The sequence below is a fragment of the Micromonospora ferruginea genome, assembly GCF_013694245.2.
GTDB lineage: Bacteria > Actinomycetota > Actinomycetes > Mycobacteriales > Micromonosporaceae > Micromonospora > Micromonospora robiginosa.
This window is the reverse complement of sequence record NZ_CP059322.2, coordinates 3,269,824-3,286,527: the sequence shown is the minus strand read 5'-3', so window position 1 is coordinate 3,286,527 and position 16,704 is coordinate 3,269,824. Positions and strand designations below refer to the sequence as shown.

Annotated in this window: 18 protein-coding genes; 10 read left to right on the top strand and 8 right to left on the bottom strand. The window is 73.9% G+C overall.

Features of this window, described 5'->3' with window-relative positions; translation table 11 throughout:
- Positions 1-5 precede the first annotated feature (5 nt).
- Positions 6-2,510 carry a DEAD/DEAH box helicase gene (locus tag H1D33_RS14090; RefSeq protein WP_181567638.1) on the bottom strand — a complete coding sequence of 835 codons (2,505 nt, stop codon included), beginning with the start codon at positions 2,508-2,510 and terminating at the stop codon, positions 6-8.
- A gap of 47 nt (positions 2,511-2,557) precedes the next feature.
- Positions 2,558-3,244 (bottom strand): tRNA (guanosine(46)-N7)-methyltransferase TrmB, encoded by a 687-nt coding sequence (gene trmB / locus H1D33_RS14085; RefSeq protein WP_181567639.1) that lies wholly within the window; start codon positions 3,242-3,244, stop codon positions 2,558-2,560.
- Positions 3,245-3,333: 89 nt separating this feature from the next.
- Here trmB and H1D33_RS14080 point away from each other — a divergent pair, with 89 nt between their 5' ends.
- Both H1D33_RS14080 and H1D33_RS14075 read left to right on the top strand, forming a co-directional pair.
- Positions 3,334-3,900 (top strand): hypothetical protein, encoded by a 567-nt coding sequence (locus tag H1D33_RS14080; RefSeq protein WP_181567640.1) that lies wholly within the window; start codon positions 3,334-3,336, stop codon positions 3,898-3,900.
- Between the two features lie 643 nt (positions 3,901-4,543).
- Entirely contained in the window at positions 4,544-5,146 is a 603-nt protein-coding gene (locus tag H1D33_RS14075) for a class F sortase (RefSeq protein ID WP_414685523.1), read from the top strand.
- A 263-nt stretch (positions 5,147-5,409) separates the two neighbouring features.
- Here the strand turns inward: H1D33_RS14075 and H1D33_RS14070 are convergent, their stop codons facing one another.
- From H1D33_RS14070 to H1D33_RS14060, 3 genes are read right to left on the bottom strand one after another with little or no spacing between them, the layout of a single operon-like run.
- Positions 5,410-5,730 (bottom strand): antibiotic biosynthesis monooxygenase family protein, encoded by a 321-nt coding sequence (locus H1D33_RS14070; RefSeq protein ID WP_181567642.1) that lies wholly within the window; start codon positions 5,728-5,730, stop codon positions 5,410-5,412.
- Between the two features lie 20 nt (positions 5,731-5,750).
- Positions 5,751-6,548 carry an exodeoxyribonuclease III gene (locus tag H1D33_RS14065; RefSeq protein WP_181567643.1) on the bottom strand — a complete coding sequence of 266 codons (798 nt, stop codon included), beginning with the start codon at positions 6,546-6,548 and terminating at the stop codon, positions 5,751-5,753.
- A gap of 37 nt (positions 6,549-6,585) precedes the next feature.
- Positions 6,586-7,506: a proteasome assembly chaperone family protein gene (locus H1D33_RS14060; RefSeq protein ID WP_181567644.1), complete on the bottom strand. Its 921-nt coding sequence runs from the start codon at positions 7,504-7,506 to the stop codon at positions 6,586-6,588.
- Between the two features lie 550 nt (positions 7,507-8,056).
- Here H1D33_RS14060 and H1D33_RS14055 point away from each other — a divergent pair.
- The 3 genes from H1D33_RS14055 to H1D33_RS14045 all read left to right on the top strand — a co-directional run bounded on the left by H1D33_RS14055 (position 8,057) and on the right by H1D33_RS14045 (position 9,790).
- On the top strand, positions 8,057-8,767 hold the full coding sequence (locus tag H1D33_RS14055; protein ID WP_307755411.1) for a peptidase M23: 711 nt from the start codon (positions 8,057-8,059) through the stop codon (positions 8,765-8,767).
- 92 nt (positions 8,768-8,859) lie between these two features.
- Positions 8,860-9,009: a hypothetical protein gene (locus tag H1D33_RS14050; protein WP_181567646.1), complete on the top strand. Its 150-nt coding sequence runs from the start codon at positions 8,860-8,862 to the stop codon at positions 9,007-9,009.
- A gap of 40 nt (positions 9,010-9,049) precedes the next feature.
- A complete protein-coding gene (locus tag H1D33_RS14045) occupies positions 9,050-9,790 on the top strand; it encodes an EcsC family protein (protein ID WP_181567647.1) in 741 nt (246 codons plus the stop codon).
- Between the two features lie 10 nt (positions 9,791-9,800).
- Here H1D33_RS14045 and H1D33_RS14040 read toward each other — a convergent pair whose 3' ends face one another.
- Both H1D33_RS14040 and H1D33_RS14035 read right to left on the bottom strand, forming a co-directional pair.
- A complete protein-coding gene (locus H1D33_RS14040) occupies positions 9,801-10,646 on the bottom strand; it encodes a GDSL-type esterase/lipase family protein (protein WP_181567648.1) in 846 nt (281 codons plus the stop codon).
- A 126-nt stretch (positions 10,647-10,772) separates the two neighbouring features.
- Complete coding sequence (locus H1D33_RS14035) at positions 10,773-11,372, bottom strand: antibiotic biosynthesis monooxygenase (protein WP_181567649.1); 600 nt, start codon at positions 11,370-11,372, stop codon at positions 10,773-10,775.
- 161 nt (positions 11,373-11,533) lie between these two features.
- On the opposite strand from H1D33_RS14035, the gene H1D33_RS14030 reads away from it, so the two are divergent.
- The 5 genes from H1D33_RS14030 to H1D33_RS14010 all read left to right on the top strand — a co-directional run bounded on the left by H1D33_RS14030 (position 11,534) and on the right by H1D33_RS14010 (position 16,152).
- The gene (locus tag H1D33_RS14030) at positions 11,534-11,797 is read left to right on the top strand and encodes a DUF6343 family protein (protein WP_181567650.1); all 264 of its coding nucleotides are present in this window, start codon (positions 11,534-11,536) and stop codon (positions 11,795-11,797) included.
- A gap of 12 nt (positions 11,798-11,809) precedes the next feature.
- Positions 11,810-13,222: an NADP-dependent succinic semialdehyde dehydrogenase gene (locus tag H1D33_RS14025; protein WP_181567651.1), complete on the top strand. Its 1,413-nt coding sequence runs from the start codon at positions 11,810-11,812 to the stop codon at positions 13,220-13,222.
- 92 nt (positions 13,223-13,314) lie between these two features.
- Positions 13,315-14,280 carry a TIGR03885 family FMN-dependent LLM class oxidoreductase gene (locus tag H1D33_RS14020; RefSeq protein ID WP_181567652.1) on the top strand — a complete coding sequence of 322 codons (966 nt, stop codon included), beginning with the start codon at positions 13,315-13,317 and terminating at the stop codon, positions 14,278-14,280.
- Between the two features lie 37 nt (positions 14,281-14,317).
- Positions 14,318-15,898, top strand: coding sequence for a Na+/H+ antiporter (locus tag H1D33_RS14015; RefSeq protein WP_181567653.1), 1,581 nt, complete (start codon positions 14,318-14,320; stop codon positions 15,896-15,898).
- Entirely contained in the window at positions 15,895-16,152 is a 258-nt protein-coding gene (locus H1D33_RS14010) for a UBP-type zinc finger domain-containing protein (RefSeq protein WP_181567654.1), read from the top strand. Before H1D33_RS14015 ends, H1D33_RS14010 begins: the two co-directional genes overlap by 4 nt.
- 12 nt (positions 16,153-16,164) lie before the next feature.
- On the opposite strand, the gene H1D33_RS14005 is transcribed toward H1D33_RS14010, so the two are convergent.
- Entirely contained in the window at positions 16,165-16,698 is a 534-nt protein-coding gene (locus H1D33_RS14005; RefSeq protein WP_181567655.1) for a GNAT family N-acetyltransferase, read from the bottom strand.
- Between the last annotated feature and the right edge of the window lie 6 nt (positions 16,699-16,704).

Sequence of the window (16,704 nt, the reverse complement as noted above, 5' to 3'; positions counted from 1 at the left end):
CCAGGTCAGAGCTGACCGACGTCGGTGACCCGGACGACCGCCGCGCCCACCTCGTCCGAGGCGGCCAGGTCCACCTCGGCGCTGATACCCCAGTCGTGGTCGCCGTCCGGGTCGTCCAGGATCTGGCGTACGGTCCACCGCTCCCGCCCCTGCTCGATCATGAGCAGCGCCGGCCCGCGCGCGTCCGGCCCCACCCCGATCGAGTCGTACGCGTCGAAGTACGGCTCCAGCGCGTCGGCCCACGCGTCGGCGTGCCAGCCCTCCCCGGCGTCCAACTCGCCGAGCAGGTCCCAGCGGCGCAGCGCGGCCAGCTCGACGCGGCGGAACAGCGCGTTGCGCACCAGCACCCGGAACGCCCGCGCGTTGCGGGTGACCGCCGGCGGCCGGTCGTCCAGCGAGGCGGCCACCTCGGCCACGTCGGACGGGTTGCGCAGCCGCTCCCACTCGTCGATGAGGCTGGAGTCGACCTGGCGGACCAGTTCGCCCAGCCACTCGATGAGGTCGACCAGCTCCTCGGTCTTGGCGTCCTCCGGGACGGTCTGCCGCAGCGTCTTGTACGCGTCGGCGAGGTAACGCAGCACCAGCCCCTCGGACCGGGACAGCCCGTAGAACTGGACGTACTCCGGGAACGTCATGGCCCGCTCGTACATGTCCCGGACCACGGACTTCGGGGCCAGCTCGTGGTCGGCGACCCACGGGTGGCCCTGCCGGTACATCTCGTACGCGCCCTCCAGCAACTCGGCGAGCGGCTTCGGCCAGGTCACCTCGTCGAGCAGTTCCAGGCGCGCCTCGTACTCGATGCCCTCGGCCTTCATCGCGGCGACCGCCTCGCCACGGGCCTTGAACTGCTGCGCGGACAGGATCTGCCGCGGGTTGTCCAGGATCGCCTCGATCACGCTGAGCACGTCGAGCGCGTACGACGGGGACTCCCGGTCGAGCAGCTCGATGGTGGCCAGCGCGAGCGGCGACAGCGGCTGGTTGAGCGCGAAGTCGAGCTGGAGGTCGACGGTGAGGCGGACCCGCCGCCCGGTCTCGTCCGGCTCGGGCAGCTCCTCGACCACGCCGCCGGCGCGCAGCGCCCGGTAGATGGCGATGGCCCGGCGGATGTGCCGGCGCTGGGCGGCCGGGTCCTCGTGGTTGTCGGTGAGCAGGTGCCGCATCGAGGCGAACGCGTCGCCGGGGCGGCCGATCACGTTGAGCAGCATCGAGTGGCTGACCTGGAAGCTGGACGTGAGCGGCTCCGGCTCCGCCTCGACCAGGCGCTGGAACGTCGGCTCGCCCCAGCCGATCGAGCCCTCCGGCGGCTTCTTCTTCACCACCTTGCGGCGCTTCTTCGGGTCGTCGCCGGCCTTCGCGAGCGCCTTCTCGTTCTCGATCACGTGCTCGGGGGCCTGCACCACGACCCGGCCGATGGTGTCGAAGCCGGCCCGCCCGGCCCGGCCGGCGATCTGGTGGAACTCGCGGGCCTTGAGCAGGCGCGTCCGCACCCCGTCGTACTTGCTGAGGCCGGTGAAGAGCACGGTGCGGATCGGCACGTTGATGCCGACGCCGAGCGTGTCGGTGCCGCAGATGACCTTGAGCAGGCCGGCCTGGGCGAGCGTCTCCACCAGGCGGCGGTACTTCGGGAGCATGCCGGCGTGGTGCACGCCGATGCCGTGCCGGACCAGCCGGGACAGCGTCCTGCCGAAGCCGGAGGTGAACCGGAAGTTGCCGATCGCCTGCGCGATCATGTCCTTCTCGGCGCGGGTGCAGACGTTCACGCTCATCAGCGCCTGGGCGCGTTCCAGCGCGGCGGCCTGGGTGAAGTGCACCACGTACACCGGGGCCTGCTTCGTCTCCAGCAGCTCCTCGAGCGTCTCGTGCAGCGGCGTGGTCGCGTACGAGAAGATCAGCGGGACCGGCCGCTCGGCCGAGCGCACGACGGCGGTCGGCCGCCCGGTGCGCCGGGACAGGTCGTCGACGAAGCGGGTGGTGTCGCCGAGCGTGGCGGACATCAGCACGAACTGGGCCTGCGGCAGCTCGATCAGCGGCACCTGCCAGGCCCAGCCGCGGTCCGGCTCGGCGTAGAAGTGGAACTCGTCCATGACCACCTGGCCGACGTCGGCCCGGCGGCCCTCCCGCAGCGCCAGGTTGGCCAGGATCTCCGCGGTGCAGCAGATGATCGGGGCGTCGGCGTTGACGCTGGCGTCGCCGGTGAGCATGCCGACGTTCTCCGCGCCGAAGACCTCGCAGAGCGCGAAGAACTTCTCCGACACCAGCGCCTTGATCGGCGCGGTGTAGAAGCTGGTCCGGTCGTCGGCCAGCGCCGCGAAGTGCGCCGCGATCGCCACCAGGCTCTTGCCCGAGCCGGTCGGCGTATTCATGATCACGTTCGCGCCGGAGACGATCTCGATGACCGCCTCCTCCTGGTGCGGATAGAGGTCGAGACCGCGCTCGGACGCCCAGGAGGCGAACGCGTCGTAGAGGGTGTCGGGGTCGGCGGTCTTCGGCAGCGCGGCGGTGAGAGTCATGGCGGCTCCCATCGTGCCTGGATCCCACCACGCCGCGCCAACCGGGTTCAGCGCCGCCGGTGGATCAGGTCGAAGACCTCCCGGCCCGCGGTCTGCGCGCGCCGCTCGAACTTGGTCACCGGCCGGTGCGCCGGCCGGGGCGCGTAGCCGCCGTGCACGTCGACCAGCTCCGGGTCGGCGGTCAGCGTCTCGCGCATCGACTCCGCGTACTCGGCCCAGTCGGTGGCGCAGTGCAGCGTGCCACCGGGCGCCAGCCGGGATCGCAGCAACGCCACGTGCGCCGGCTGGATGATCCGCCGCTTGTGGTGCCGGGTCTTCGGCCACGGGTCCGGGAAGTAGACGTGCACCGCGTCCAGGCACCCCTCCGGCATGGCCCGGACCAGGTCCAACGCGTCGCCCTCGGCGACCCGTACGTTCGCCAGCCGGTGCCGCTCCACCAGCTCCAGCAGGTTGGCGATTCCCGGCGTGTGCACCTCGACCGCCAGATAGTGTCGGCTCGGGTCGGCCGCCGCCATGGCGGCGGTGGCGTCGCCCATGCCGGAGCCGATCTCCAGCACCAGCGGCGCCCGCCGTCCGAACAGCGCCGCCGGATCGCACGACCCGTCGAGGGCGGCGATCTCCAGGCCGTACGCGGGCCAGAGCCGGGTCAGCGCGTCGCGCTGCCGGTCGCTCATCCGCCCGCGACGCGGATGGAAGGTGCGGATGCGGGCGGCGGGAACGTCGGTGGTGGTCACAGCGACCCGAGCCTACGCGACCGTCGCGCCGATCGGATGTGAGGTGCGGCCGGGGGTGAGAGGATTCATCCCGTACGCCGGGAGGGGTCATGGGGTCAGTCAGGGGACGTGCGGCGTTGCTGGCCGCGATGGTCGCGTGCGCCGCCCCGCTGTTCGGCGCGGCGGCCGTCCAGGCCGCGCCGCGCGCCGCCGAGCCGGTGCCCGAGCAGCAGCCCGCCGACGTGGTCTTCGTGGAGGTCACCCCGAGCACGGTGGAGCCGGGCTACCTGGTCGGCATCCGGGCCAGTTGCCGTGACAACTCGGTGCCGGCGATCGTGGCCTCCGACGCCTTCGGCAAGATCCAGGTGCAGCCGCAGCGCGGCCTGCTCACCGCCTCGCCGATGGTCAACGAGCGCACCCGGCCCGGCAACTACCGGGTCAAACTCGAATGCCCGAGCGGGGAGACCGCGTCCACCATGCTCCAGGTGGTCAAGCAGGGCCAGCACACCCGGCCGCCGAGTCACTTCCCCAGCCGGGGCCCGGCCACCGGCTTCGGCGGCACCGCCGGCCCCGGCCTCGGCGGCCTGCTGGTGCCCGTCGGGCTGGCGCTGACCGTGGTCGGCGCCGGGCTCGGCGTGGCCGCGTCCCGCCGCAACTCCGGCGCCGCCCGGCCCTGAGTCACGCCATGGCCGACTACTCCGCCCCGCCGCCGGCCGGCTCCCGGCGTTCCGGCTGGCCCTTCCTCGCGCTGCCCCCGGCCGCCTCCCCGCCCCCGCCGGAGCGCCTCCCCGATCCGGCCCTCGCCCGGCCGCCGGTCCGCGTGCCGACGCCGCGCCGTCCACCGGATCCCGGCCGTGGAGTCCGTCGCCGGCCGGTGCGCCGCCCGCCGACGAGCCGCCCGCCGGCGCGGCGTCATCCGCCGGTTCGCGTGCCGGCGCGGCGTCGTCCACCGGTTCGCGTGCCGGCGCGGCGTCGCCCGCCGGTTCGCGTGCCGGCGCGGCGTCGCCCGCCGGGTCCGGAACGTCCACCGGATCCCGGCCGTGGAGTCCGCCCGTCGCCCCGCCGTTCGCCGACGAGCCGTCCGCCGGCTCGGCTCCGTGGAGTCCGCCCGCCGGCTCGCGGCCGGCGCACGCCCCGCCGGCCGGCTCGCGGCCCTGGTTGCCGCCGCCGGCCGCGTCCCGCCCCTGGCAACCGCCGCCGGCCGATCCGCCGGCCGCCCGGGCGCTGCCCGCCGGCTCGCCGCCCGCCGCCGGGCCACCGGGGGCGCCTCCCGTTCCGCCGACGGGACGGGACCGGACGCGGAGCCCCTGGTCGAAACCGATGGCCGTGGTGCTGGTGCTGCTCGGCGTGTTCGCCGTCGGGGCCGGACTCGGCCGTACCGCCGGGCCGTTCGACTTCGCCGACGCCTCGGCCGGGTCGAGCGCCGTGGCGCCCCCACCGGCCTCGTCCGCCGCCCCGGCCCGGAAGCCGGCCAGCGTGCCGGTCCGTCTCTCGGTACCGGCCATCAAGGTGGCCGCGCCGGTCACCCCGGTCGGCCAGGCGCGCGACGGTTCGGTGGACGTGCCGCCGCTGACCGAGACCGACCAGACCGGCTGGTACAACCGGGGCGCGGTGCCGGGGGAGCCGGGCCGGGCGATCATCGTCGGTCACGTCGACACCAAGAGCGGGCCGGCCGTGTTCTACCGGCTGCGCGACCTGAAGCCGGGCGCGCGGATCCAGGTGACCCGCGCGGACCGCAGCGTGGTGACGTTCAAGGTCGACAGCGTCGAGTACTTCGACAAGGCGAAACTGCCCGCCGCCCGGGTCTACGGCGACTCCGGCCCGGCGGAGCTGCGGCTGATCACCTGCGGCGGCACGTGGCTCGGCGGTCGCACCGGCTACGAGGACAACGTCATCGTCTTCGCCTCCCTGACCCCCCGCTGACCCCCGCACCCCGAGTGCGGCGAACTCCGCCGATCTTGGACTTGTGGCGCCCAAGATGCGGCATACAGAGCCTTTGCGAGGTGCCACAACTCCAAGATCGACGAAGCGTGGGCAGGGCGAGCCCCGCTACCCCTCGGGCCCGTCGATCATGAAGTTGGCGGCGGACAAACAGGGCGACCTGTGCGGCCAACTTCATGATCGACGCGGGTGGGGCGGGGCGGGGTGGGGTGGGTGGGGTGGGGTGGGTGGGGTGGGTGGGGGAGTCAGGAAGGGGAGGTGGGGATCTGGAGGGCTACCTCGAACTCCAGGAGGGTGGCGCCGGTGGCCACCGGCTGGCGGGGCTCGCCGCCGCCGGCGGCGTGTGCGGCGCGGGAGGGGCCCTGCGCCCAGGCCTGGTAGGCCTCCTCCGTCTCCCAGCGGGTGTAGACGAAGTAGCGGGTCTCGCCGGCGACCGGGCGCAGCAGCTCGAAGCCGAGGAAACCGGGGGAGTTCTCCACCGCGCCGGCCCGGGCCGCGAACCGCTTCTCCAGCTCCTCGCCGGCGCCGGGCGGGACGTCGATCGCGTTGATCTTCACGACTGCCATGCGGTCCACCCTACGGCGGCTCAGAGCGCCTCGACGGCCGGCACCAGGTCGGCGTCGACCACGATCGGGGCGTGGTCGGAGGGGCCCTTGCCCTTGCGGGCCTCCCGGTCGACGTACGCGGAGCGGACCGCGTCCGCGAACGGCGCGGTGGCGTACACCAGGTCGATCCGCATGCCCTTGTTCTGGTGGAACATCCCGGCCCGGTAGTCCCAGTAGGTGTACGGGTGCGGCCCCTTCATCGGGGTGGGCACCACGTCCGCCAGGCCGAGGTCGCGCAGCGCGGCGAGGGCGGCCCGCTCGGCCGGCGTGACGTGGGTGGAGGTGGCGAACAGCGCCGGGTCCCAGACGTCGGCGTCGGTCGGCGCCACGTTGAAGTCGCCGCAGACGGCGAGCGGGCGGCCGGCGGCCACCTCCGGTTCCAGCGCGTCGCGCAGCGCGGCGAACCAGGCCAGCTTGTAGGCGTAGTGCGGGTCGTCGGGGGCGCGGCCGTTCGGCACGTACACCGACCAGACCCGGACCCCGTCGCAGGTGGCGGCGATGGCGCGGGCCTCGGGCTCGGGGAAGCCGGGTTCGCCGGGGAAGCCGACCGTCACGTCGGCCAGCCCGACCCGGGACAGCACGGCCACGCCGTTCCACCGGCCGTCGCTGTGGCTGGCCACCTCGTAGCCCAGCTCACCCACCTCGGCGACGGGGAACGCCCCGTCCGGGCACTTCGTCTCCTGCAGGCAGACGACGTCCGGCTTCGTGCCGGCCAGCCAGTCGAGCAGCCGGGGCAGGCGGGCCTTCACCGAGTTGACGTTCCAGGTCGCCAGGCGCATGGCCCCAGCCTGCCGCATCGGGTTCGGCCCCGCCCGCTCAGCGCTCCGGGGTGTCGCCCGGGTGGGTCTGCTCGGCGAGGAAACGTTCCAGCTCGGCGCCCAGCTCGTCGGCGGTGGGCAGCGGGCCGGTCTCGGCGGCGAGCAGGTTCTTCTCGCCGCGTCCGCGGGCGAACGCGTCGTACTGCTCCTCCAGCGCCCGGACCAGCGTGGCCGCCTCCTCGGTCTGGGCCACCTGGCGGTCGATCTCCACCCGGATCGTCTCGGCCGCGGCACGCAGGCCGTCGCGCGGCAGCAGCAGGCCGGTGCCCTTGGACACGGCGGCGAGCAGCGCCTCGGCGGCGGCCGGGTATTCGGTCTGGGCGACGTAGTGCGGCACGTGCGCGGCGAAGCCAAGCGCGTCGCGCCCCAGCTCGCCGAGCCGGTATTCGAGCAGGTGCCCGACGCTGGCCGGCACCTGCACCTTCTGCAGCCAGGGCTCGTGCCCGGCGATCAGCTCCGGCCGGGTGGCGTGCGCGGTGACGCCGCTGGGCCGGGTGTGCGGCACGGCCATCGGGATGGAGTTGAGCCCGACGGTGAGCCGGACGTCGAGGCGGGTCGACAGCCCGGCGACGGCGGCCACGAAGCGTTCCCACTGCAGGTCCGGCTCGGGGCCGGTGAGCAGGAGGAACGGCGTCTCGTCGTCGTCGTGCAGCAGGTGCAGTTCGAGTTCCGGGGCGTCGTACTCGGCCCAGTGGTCCTCGACGAAGGTCATCACCGGCCGGCGGGAGCGGTAGTCGAACATCTGGTCGACGTCGAACCGGGCGATCGTCCGCGCGTCCAGCGAGGTGAGCAACTGCTCCCGGGCCAGCCGGGTGGCGCTGCCCGCGTCGACGAAGCCGGTGAGCGCCTGGATCAGCACCGGCTGGCCGAGGTCGGGCAGCTCGTCGGTGAGTTCGTAGAGCTCGTGTGGGTCGAGCACCGGTGGGTCCTCCCTGTCGACGCGTACGGGGAGTGCCGCGCGACGGCGTCCCCGATTCGGCAAACGTACCGGGGGGCGTGGTCCATTCCGTTACGGACCCGTCCGGCGCCCGGATCGTGATCACAGTTCGGCCACGCCCCGGTCGTGCGGTCCATCCCGGGTCGGCCGAAAGGACGAGTTAGTCGATCATCGGCGGCGGGTGGAGCGGTTGCGAGGATCCTGCCCGAGCGCCCCCGCCCCGTGGCGTACCGGAGGTTCGCCCGGTCCGCGTGGTTGGTGCCGGACCGGGCCCGCGCTTCCCGCGATGTCCGGCTGAGAGGGGATGAAGTGTGGTGAGGGCCACCGTTTGGGCCTGGGTGATCCCGGTTTGCCCTGCCTAGCCTCGTCGGATGCGTGACGACGGCACCCTCGACGACTCGAACGGCCCCGCCCGCCCGACTGACCGTTCGGGGAGACCCCCTCCACCGAACGGGTAGACGGTACCCCCTTCATCGACCGCACCGCCGCCCCGCAGGGCGCCGGAACCCGGCGTACCCGCCTGCGGGGCGCGATGAACCGCCGTACCAAGCTGGTGGTCGCCACCGGCGCGGCCTGCTGCCTCGGGCTGGTCGGCGTCAGCCAGGTCGGCTTCGGCGCGGCCGACCGCGCCACCCGGCCGGCGCCCGCGGCGGAGGTCGCCGAGCGGGCGGCGCTCGACGCCGCCTCGCGCAGCCTGGCCCGGCCGAGCACCGCCCCGACCACCCCCAGCGCCGCCCCGTCCCCGACCGCCACGCCGAAGGCGAAGGTCAAGCCCAAGCCGAAGCCCAAGCCGAAGCCCCGCCGGATCGTCCCGGTCGCCGGGTTGGACCGCGTCCAGATGGACAACGCGGTGAAGATCGTCCGGGCCGGCAAGGAGATGGGCGTGCCGCGCCGCGGGCTGGTCATCGCGGTGGCCACCGCGATGCAGGAGAGCACCCTGCTCAACTACGCCAGCGGCGTGCTGCCCGAGTCGCAGAACTACCCGCACCAGGCCATCGGCTGGGACCACGACTCGGTCGGGCTCTTCCAGCAGCGCCCGAGCAGCGGCTGGGGCACCATCGAGGAGCTGATGGACCCCGAGTACGCGACCAGGGCGTTCCTGTCCGCGCTGGAGGAGATCCCCGGCTGGCAGGACCTGCCGCTGTCGGTCGCCGCCCAGGCGGTGCAGATCTCGGCGTTCCCCGACGCGTACGCGCAGCACGAGTGGAACGCGGGCCAGGTGGTGGCCGAGATCCTCGGCTGAGGAGAGTGGACGGTTGCCGGAACGCCGGTTCGGGTATCAGTGACTTGCCGGTTCCAGGTACACATGATGGGAACCGCGGACTGGAGGACGCCATGTCGCTGATGCAACGGATCACCGCCTTCCTCCGCTCGCCGCGCGGCCAGCAGTTGGTCGACCGGGGTCGGCGCGAGATGGCCAAGCCGCAGAACCAGGCACGCCTGCGGCAGCTCGCCAACCGCCTGTCCTCGACGCGTCGCCGCTGACCGGCCCGTCCACCCCGCCGCACGACCCCCGGAGCGTCCCGTGACCGACCCCGCCCCCGTCGACGGGGAACCCACCGTTCCCGCCACTCCGGTCCCACCGGTCGAGGCGCCCGAAGGCCCCCCGGCCACCCTGTGGGACCGGATGCGGGAGGACCCGCAGTACGCGCCGGAGCACCTCGCCCTGGAGGCGGTGCGCCGGCTCGGCCCGGAGGCCGCGCAGTGGGCGGCCCGGGAGCGGGCGCAGCGTCCGGACGCGCCGCCCGAGCAGTTGGCCGACCAGGCGGTCCGCAAGTTCGTCAACCACGCCCGCCTCTCCGGCGCGGTCTCCGGGGCGGCCGGGCTGCCCGGCGCGGTGATCGACGTGGGCGTGCTGGCCTGGACCCAGGCCCGGCTGGTGCTGCACGTGGCGGCCGCCTACGGCGCCGACCCGACGAGCCCCGACCGGGCCACCGACCTGCTGGTGCTCCAGCGGGTGCACAAGGCCGCCGAGACCGCCCGGCTGGCGCTGGGCGTGGCCGCCGGCCGGGAGCGGGCCGGCGCGCTGTTCGGCTCCTCCGGTGACCGGGCGCTGGGCCGGGTGATGCTCCAGCTCGGCGTGCGGCTGGCCCGGATGGCCGGGGTGCGCGCCGCCAAGCGGATGTTCGCCAAGGTCGTCCCCGGCGCCGCGATCATCCTCGGCACCTGGGCCAACTCCTCGGCCACCAAGGAACTGGCCGACCGGGCCCGCGCGCTCTACCGCGCCGCCGGCCCCCGGCAGCTTCCCGGCCCACGCCGGCCCTGACCGGCCCGGTTCAGTCGCGCGCCCAGCCGGACGCGTTCCAGGCCACCTCGGCCAGCCGGCCCTGACCGGCCGCGTTGGGGTGGAACCAGTCCAGCGCGTTCACCTGGTCCAGGCTGAACCGGTGCCGGTGCACCGCGCCGCCGTCCCAGCGGCAGCGCGACCCGTATCCTCGGCAGGCGGCGCGGAGCTGGTCGTCGTACGCCTCGATGCGTTCCTTGACGCGGGCCCGGCGGGCCGCCGCGGCGGGCGCGGTCGACGTGGCGTCGGCCAGCAGCGCCGGGCAGACGCCCCGCTTCCAGGCCCGCACGGCGCGTGCGTCGGTGTGCCCGATCTCCCAGAGCCGGTGCAGGTCCGGAATGCTGACCACCAGCACCCGGGCCTTCGGCCGGCCCTTGCGCAGCACGGTGAGCGCGGCGTCGACCTGATCGCGGAACGTGGCGACCGGCGTCATCGCGTCGACGTCGCCCCGGCAGACGTCGTTCGCCCCGATCAGCACCGTGACCAGGTCGGCCTTGTCGCGTACCGCGGCCCGGGCCTGGTCGGCGAGACCGGCCGCGCGGGCCCCGGGCACCGCCCGGTTGTACGCGCGCAGCGTCGGCGTGTCGGCGCGCAGCCGCCGGTAGAGGCTCTCCACCCGCAGGCTGTCCCCGGTCGACCAGGAGTTGCGCTCGCAGCTCACCAGCACGAGGCAGGAGCCGAAGCCGGTGCTGACCGAGTCGCCGAGCGCGGTCAGCGCCCGGGGCGCGCCCGGGCGGGTCGACTCGGTGGGGCGGGGCGACGCCGAGCCGGAGCCGTCGCAGGCCAGCGCGACGAGCGCGGCGAGGCAGGCGAGCGCGGCGATCCACCGTCGCGGCATGCGGTCCTCCGTCCGGCGGCACGCAGGGGCGGATCGACCCTATGCGCCTCGACCGTCGGTACGGGAGGTCTGTCGCCTTTCCGGCATCGACACCTGTCGTTCACATTCGTGTGCGGCGGACGGTGGTCAGCGCCGCCAGGGGGCCGGCTGGCCGTGCAGCCACCAGTGCAGCGCCCGGGTGATCCGGGGCAGCACCAGATAGGTCATCAGCGGGGTGAGGACCAGCGTCATCAGCAGCGTCCGGCCGGCGAGCGGCACGCCGGCGGCGAACCGGGCGGTCAGCAGCGTCGCGGTGAGGCTCAGCGGGAAGAACGCCAACCAGATGGTGACCGCCTGCTTCCAGCGCGGCGGCGCGGCCGGGACGGCCGGCTCGGGCTCGCCGAACGTCTCCACCACGTGGTCCACCGGCGCGTCGAACCAGCCCTCGATGCCGGTGCGGCGCTCCACCCGGGTGTGCTCCACGATGCCCTGCGCGGAACTCAGCCACCAGTGCCGCTGCGGCGAGTCCTCCCAGTGGTGCAGCGTGTCCGCGTCGGCGAAGCGGTACATCACGTGCCATTCCCCGGACCCGGGCGCGCTGCGGACGAAGCCGGCGCCCAGGAACCCGGGGAAGCTCTCCGCGAGCGCCGTCCCGGCCCGCATCCACGCCACCATCTCCCCGGTACGCGCCGGGTCGGCGCGCCGGGACACGGCGACGGTCACGGGCCCCGCCTGCATCGTGGTCATGCCATCCTCTCCACCGCCGCGGGATCTCCGCCTCGGCCGGCAGCACGATCCAACGCGGCCACCCGGTGATCGCATCCGCCGCGTACCCGTTCCGTGTCCCGGATCACCGGTGCCGCGGCGGGCGCCGGTTAGTCCCGCCGGTGCCGGGGTAGCCGGGAAGAATGACCCGATCACAGCCCCGCCGCGCCCGAGGCACGGTCGGCCACGCGAACAGCGCGCTCAACCTGCGCCTCGCGCTGGCGCTGTTCGGCCTGGTCGTGATGGCCGTCCTCGCGGTGTTCGCGTTCGCCGCCGACCTGGCCTGGCTGGGCGTCGTCTGCGCGGTCCTCGCCGTGGTGGCCGTGGTCGATCTGGTCGTCATCCAGCGCCGTCGCGCCGCCCGCCGCCGGGAGGAGCCGGGCGTGCGGCACTCGCTGTTCGAGTGACAGGAGTACGACATGCCCATCGCCACCACCAATCCCGCCACCGGACAGGTGCTCAAGACGTACGACGCGATGTCGGACGAGCAGATCGACGCCGCGATCGAGCGGGCCGACCTCGCGTACCGGCAGTTGCGTGACACCACCATCGCGCAGCGGGCCCGCTGGCTCACCGCCGCCGCCGACCTGCTCGACGCCGAGCGCGACGAGACCGCCCGGCTGATGACCACCGAGATGGGCAAGACGTTCGCCGCCGCGAAGGCGGAGGTCACCAAGTGCGCCACCGCCTGCCGCTTCTACGCCGCGAAGGCGCCGGAGATGCTCGCCGACGAGCCCGCCGACGCCGCCGCGGTCAAGGCGAAGCGGGCGTACGTCCGCTACCAGCCGATCGGCCCGGTGCTCGCGGTGATGCCGTGGAACTTCCCGCTGTGGCAGGTGATGCGCTTCGCCGCGCCGGCCCTGATGGCCGGCAACACCGGCCTGCTCAAGCACGCCTCCAACGTGCCGCAGACCGCGCTCTACCTGGAGGACGTGTTCCGCCGCGCCGGATTCCCCGAAGGCGCGTTCACCACGTTGCTGGTCGGCTCCGACGCGGTCGAGCGGGTGCTCACCGACCCGCGGGTGCGCGCGGCCACGCTCACCGGCAGCGAGCCGGCCGGCCGCTCCATCGCCGAGATCGCCGGCCGGGAGATCAAGAAGACCGTGCTGGAGTTGGGCGGCAGCGACCCGTTCGTGGTGATGCCCTCGGCCGACCTGGACCGGGCCGCCGAGGTGGCCACCACCGCCCGCTGCCAGAACAACGGCCAGTCCTGCATCGCGGCCAAGCGGTTCATCGTGCACACCGACGTCTTCGACGCGTTCGCCGAGAAGTTCGCGGCCCGGATGTCGGCGCTGCGGGTCGGCGACCCGATGGACGAGAACACCGACGTCGGCCCGCTGGCCAGCGAGCGCGGCCGGGACGAGGTGCACGACCAGGTGACCGATGCGGTGAACCAGGGCGCGACCGTGCTCTGCGGCGGCGAGAAGCCGGCCTCCGACGGCTGGTTCTACCCGCCGACCGTGGTCACCGACCTGCGCCCGGAGATGCGGATGTGGGGCGAGGAGGTGTTCGGCCCGGTCGCCGGGCTCTACCGGGTCGGCTCGTACGACGAGGCGATCGAGGTGGCCAACGGCACCAGCTTCGGCCTCGGCTCCAACGCCTGGACCACCGACCCGGCGGAGCAGGAGCGCTTCGCGGTCGACCTGGACGCCGGCAACGTGTTCGTCAACGGCATGACCACGTCCTATCCGGAGCTGCCGTTCGGCGGCGTGAAGAACTCCGGGTACGGCCGGGAGCTGTCCGCCCTGGGCATGCGCGAGTTCTGCAACACCAAGACGGTGTGGATCGGCGAGGGCGAGGCCGGGGCGGGCGCCGGCGCGCACGCCGAGTGAGGTGAGTGTTAGGCGGGGCCCCCGCCTCTACCGGAGGCGTTAAGCGGGGGCCCCTGCTTACATCTGTGCCGGCGTGGGTAGGAGTGCTGCCCATGACGGCGTTCGGCTTCCACGCATCCCACGAGCAGATCCACCCGGCCAAGCTGCTGGAGGCGGTGATCCACGCCGAACGCGCCGGCTTCGACGCGGCCATGTGTTCCGACCACTTCTCGCCGTGGAGCGAGCGGCAGGGCCAGTCCGGGTTCGCCTGGTCCTGGCTCGGCGCCGCGCTCCAGGCCACCAACCTGTCCTTCGGCGTGGTCAACGCGCCCGGCCAGCGCTACCACCCGGCGATCATCGCGCAGGCCATCGGCACGCTCGGCGCCATGTACCCGGGCCGGTTCTGGGCCGCGCTCGGCACCGGCGAGGCGAGCAACGAGCACATCACCGGCGAGGTGTGGCCGCGCAAGGAGCTGCGCAACGCCCGCCTGCGCGAGTGCGTCGACGTGATCCGCGCGCTGCTGGCCGGCGAGGAGGTCAGCCACGACGGCCTGGTCACCGTGGACCGGGCGAAGCTGTGGACCCGCCCCGAGGAGCCGCCGGCCCTGGTCGGCGCCGCGGTCAGCGTCGCCACCGCCCGCTGGTGCGCCGAGTGGGCCGACGGGCTGATCACGGTCAACGCGCCGCTCGACCACCTTCGCCAGATGATCGACGCCTACCGGGACGCCGGCGGTCGCGGGCCGCTGCACCTCCAGGTGCACGTGAGCTGGGCGCCCGAGCAGGCCGAGGCCGAGGCGATCGCGTACGAGCAGTGGCGCAGCAACGTCTTCGCCCCGCCGGTCTGCTGGGACCTGGAGACCGCCGAGCACTTCGACGTGGCCAGCGCGGACGTGCCGATGTCGAAGGTCACCGACACCGTCAACGTCTCCGCCGACCTGGGCCGGCACGTCGGCTGGCTCCAGGACTACGTGGAGCTGGGCTTCGACCAGATCGCCCTGCACCACGTCGGGCAGGAGCAGCGCGCGTTCCTGGACGCGTTCGGCGCCGAGGTGCTGCCGAAGGTACGCCCGACCGCGTGATCACACGCGGAACCGGGGACGCCTAGGCTCGTACCCCATGGAAGCTCTGTTCGAGGTCGTGGTGATCCTCGCGATCGCCACGTTCGGCGCGGCGCTGGCCCGCCGGCTCGGGTTGCTCGCCCCGATCCTGCTCGTCGTACTCGGCCTCGCGCTGTCCTTCCTGCCGTTCTTCCCGCACGTGCGGCTCGACCCGGACCTGGTGCTCGTCGGCATCCTGCCGCCGCTGCTCTACGTGGCGGCGGTGAACACCTCGGTGCCGGCGTTCCGGCTCAACCTGCGGCCGATCCTGCTGCTCGCGGTCGGGCTGGTGATCTTCACCGCGTTCGTGGTGGGCACCGTCGTGCACCTGTTCCTGCCCGACCTGCCGTACGCGATCTGCCTGGCGCTGGGCGCGGTGGTGGCGCCGCCCGACGCGGTCGCCGCCACCGCGGTGGCCCGCCGGGTCGGGCTGCCCCGGCGGGTGGTCACCATCCTGGAGGGCGAGAGCCTGGTCAACGACGCCACCGCGCTGGTGCTGCTGCGGGTGGCGATCGTCGCCGCCACCGCCAGCAGCGGCGGTGTCGGCGTCGGCGAGGTGGCCCGGGAGGTGCTGGTCGCCGCCGGCGGCGGCATCGTGGTCGGGCTGCTCGGCGTCGTGGTCTTCGGCTACCTGCACAAGCTCATCACCGACCCGGTGCTCGACAACGCGCTGTCGCTGATCGTGCCGTTCGCCGTGGTGTACGCCGCCGAGGAGATCCACGCCTCCGGCGTGGTCGCGGTGGTGGTGACCGGGCTCGGCATCGGGCACAAGCTGCCGATGCTCATGTCGGCCGCCTCCCGCCTGCAGGTGACCGCGTTCTGGCGGCTGATCCAGTTCCTGCTGGAAGGGCTGGTGTTCCTGCTGGTCGGGCTGCAACTGCCCGAGGTCGTGCGCGACCTCGACGAACCGTTCGGGTCGCTGGTCGCGATCACCGCCGGGGTGCTGGTCGCCGTCTTCCTGGCCCGGTTCGTCTGGATGTTCCCGGCCACCTACCTGGCCCGGCTGGTGCCCCGGGTGCGGCAGCGCGACCCCGCCCCGCCGGTGCAGTTCCCCATCGTCATCGGCTGGGCCGGCATGCGCGGCGTGGTGACCCTGGCCGCCGCGCTGGGCCTGCCGCTCACCCTCGCCGACGACCGGCCGTACCCGCGTGCGCTGCTCATCTGGCTGGCCTTCGCGGTGATCGTGGCGACCCTGGTCGGGCAGGGCGCCACGCTGCCCTGGCTGGCCCGGCGGCTGCGACTGCCCCCGGACGACCCGGTGCAGGACGCGCTCTCCGCCGCCGGCGTGCAGCAGCGGGCCAGCCGGGCCGCCCTCGAACGGCTCGACGCGATGGCCGACGACGCGCCGCCGGCCGTGGTGGAGCGGCTGCGCGGGTTGACCACGTCCCGGTCCAACATGGCCTGGGAACGGCTCGGCGGCACCGACCGGGAGACCCCCTCCCAGGCGTACGCGCGGCTGCGACAGGAGATGATCGACGCCGAGCGGGAGGTGTTCCGGGCCGCCCGCGACTCCGGCCAGATCCCGGAGGAGGTGCTCACCCGCGCCTACCGTGATCTGGACCTGGAGGAGTCCCTGCTACGACAGGAGGTTGCCGAATGAGCTGCCAGCACCTGACCGACACCGGTGACGCCGAGCCGGTCACCACCACCGAGTGCCCGGACTGCGTGGCCGTCGGCAACCGGGACTGGGTGCACCTGCGCGCCTGCCTGAGCTGCGGGCACGTGGGCTGCTGCGACTCCTCGCCCTACCAGCACGCCAGCAAGCACTACGAGTCGGCCGGACACCCGGTGATGCGCTCGATCGAGCCCGGGGAGTCGTGGCGCTGGTGCTTCGTCGACGAGGAGATCGGCTGACGTCGGCGGCGCTCAGTCGAGCCGGCGGGCCAGCACCTGCCCCGGCCACGGCGGCCGACCCGGCCGGACCACCGTGAACGGGTCGGTGGCGGTGAAGCCGCAGCCCTCGTAGAAGCGCACCAGCGCCCGGTCCGGGCTGCGGAAGCAGTCCACCCGCAGCAGGCCCAGCCCGCGCTCGCGGGCCAGGTCCGCCGCGTGCGCCAGCAGCCGCGCGCCGACCCCCCGGCCCGCGTACGCCCGGTCCGTGACCAGCAGGTTCACGTACAGCTCGGGCTCGGTGGCCGCCGGCACGTACTCCGTCGCCGCGCCGACCACCAGCGCACCGGCCGCCGTGCCGTCGATCTCGGCGAACCACAGGCCGTCGCCGTGGGCGTAGCCCTCGGCCTGGTCGATCCGGCGCGGATCGGTCGAGGCCGCGTCGGTGCCCCACTGCTCCGGCCGGCCGCGTTCGGTCAGCCAGGCGATGGCGCTGTCGAACAGCCGCAGCACGATCGGCGCGTCCGCCGGGCCGCCCGGTCGGATGGTGATGTCTCCCCGTTCGGTCATGCCGTC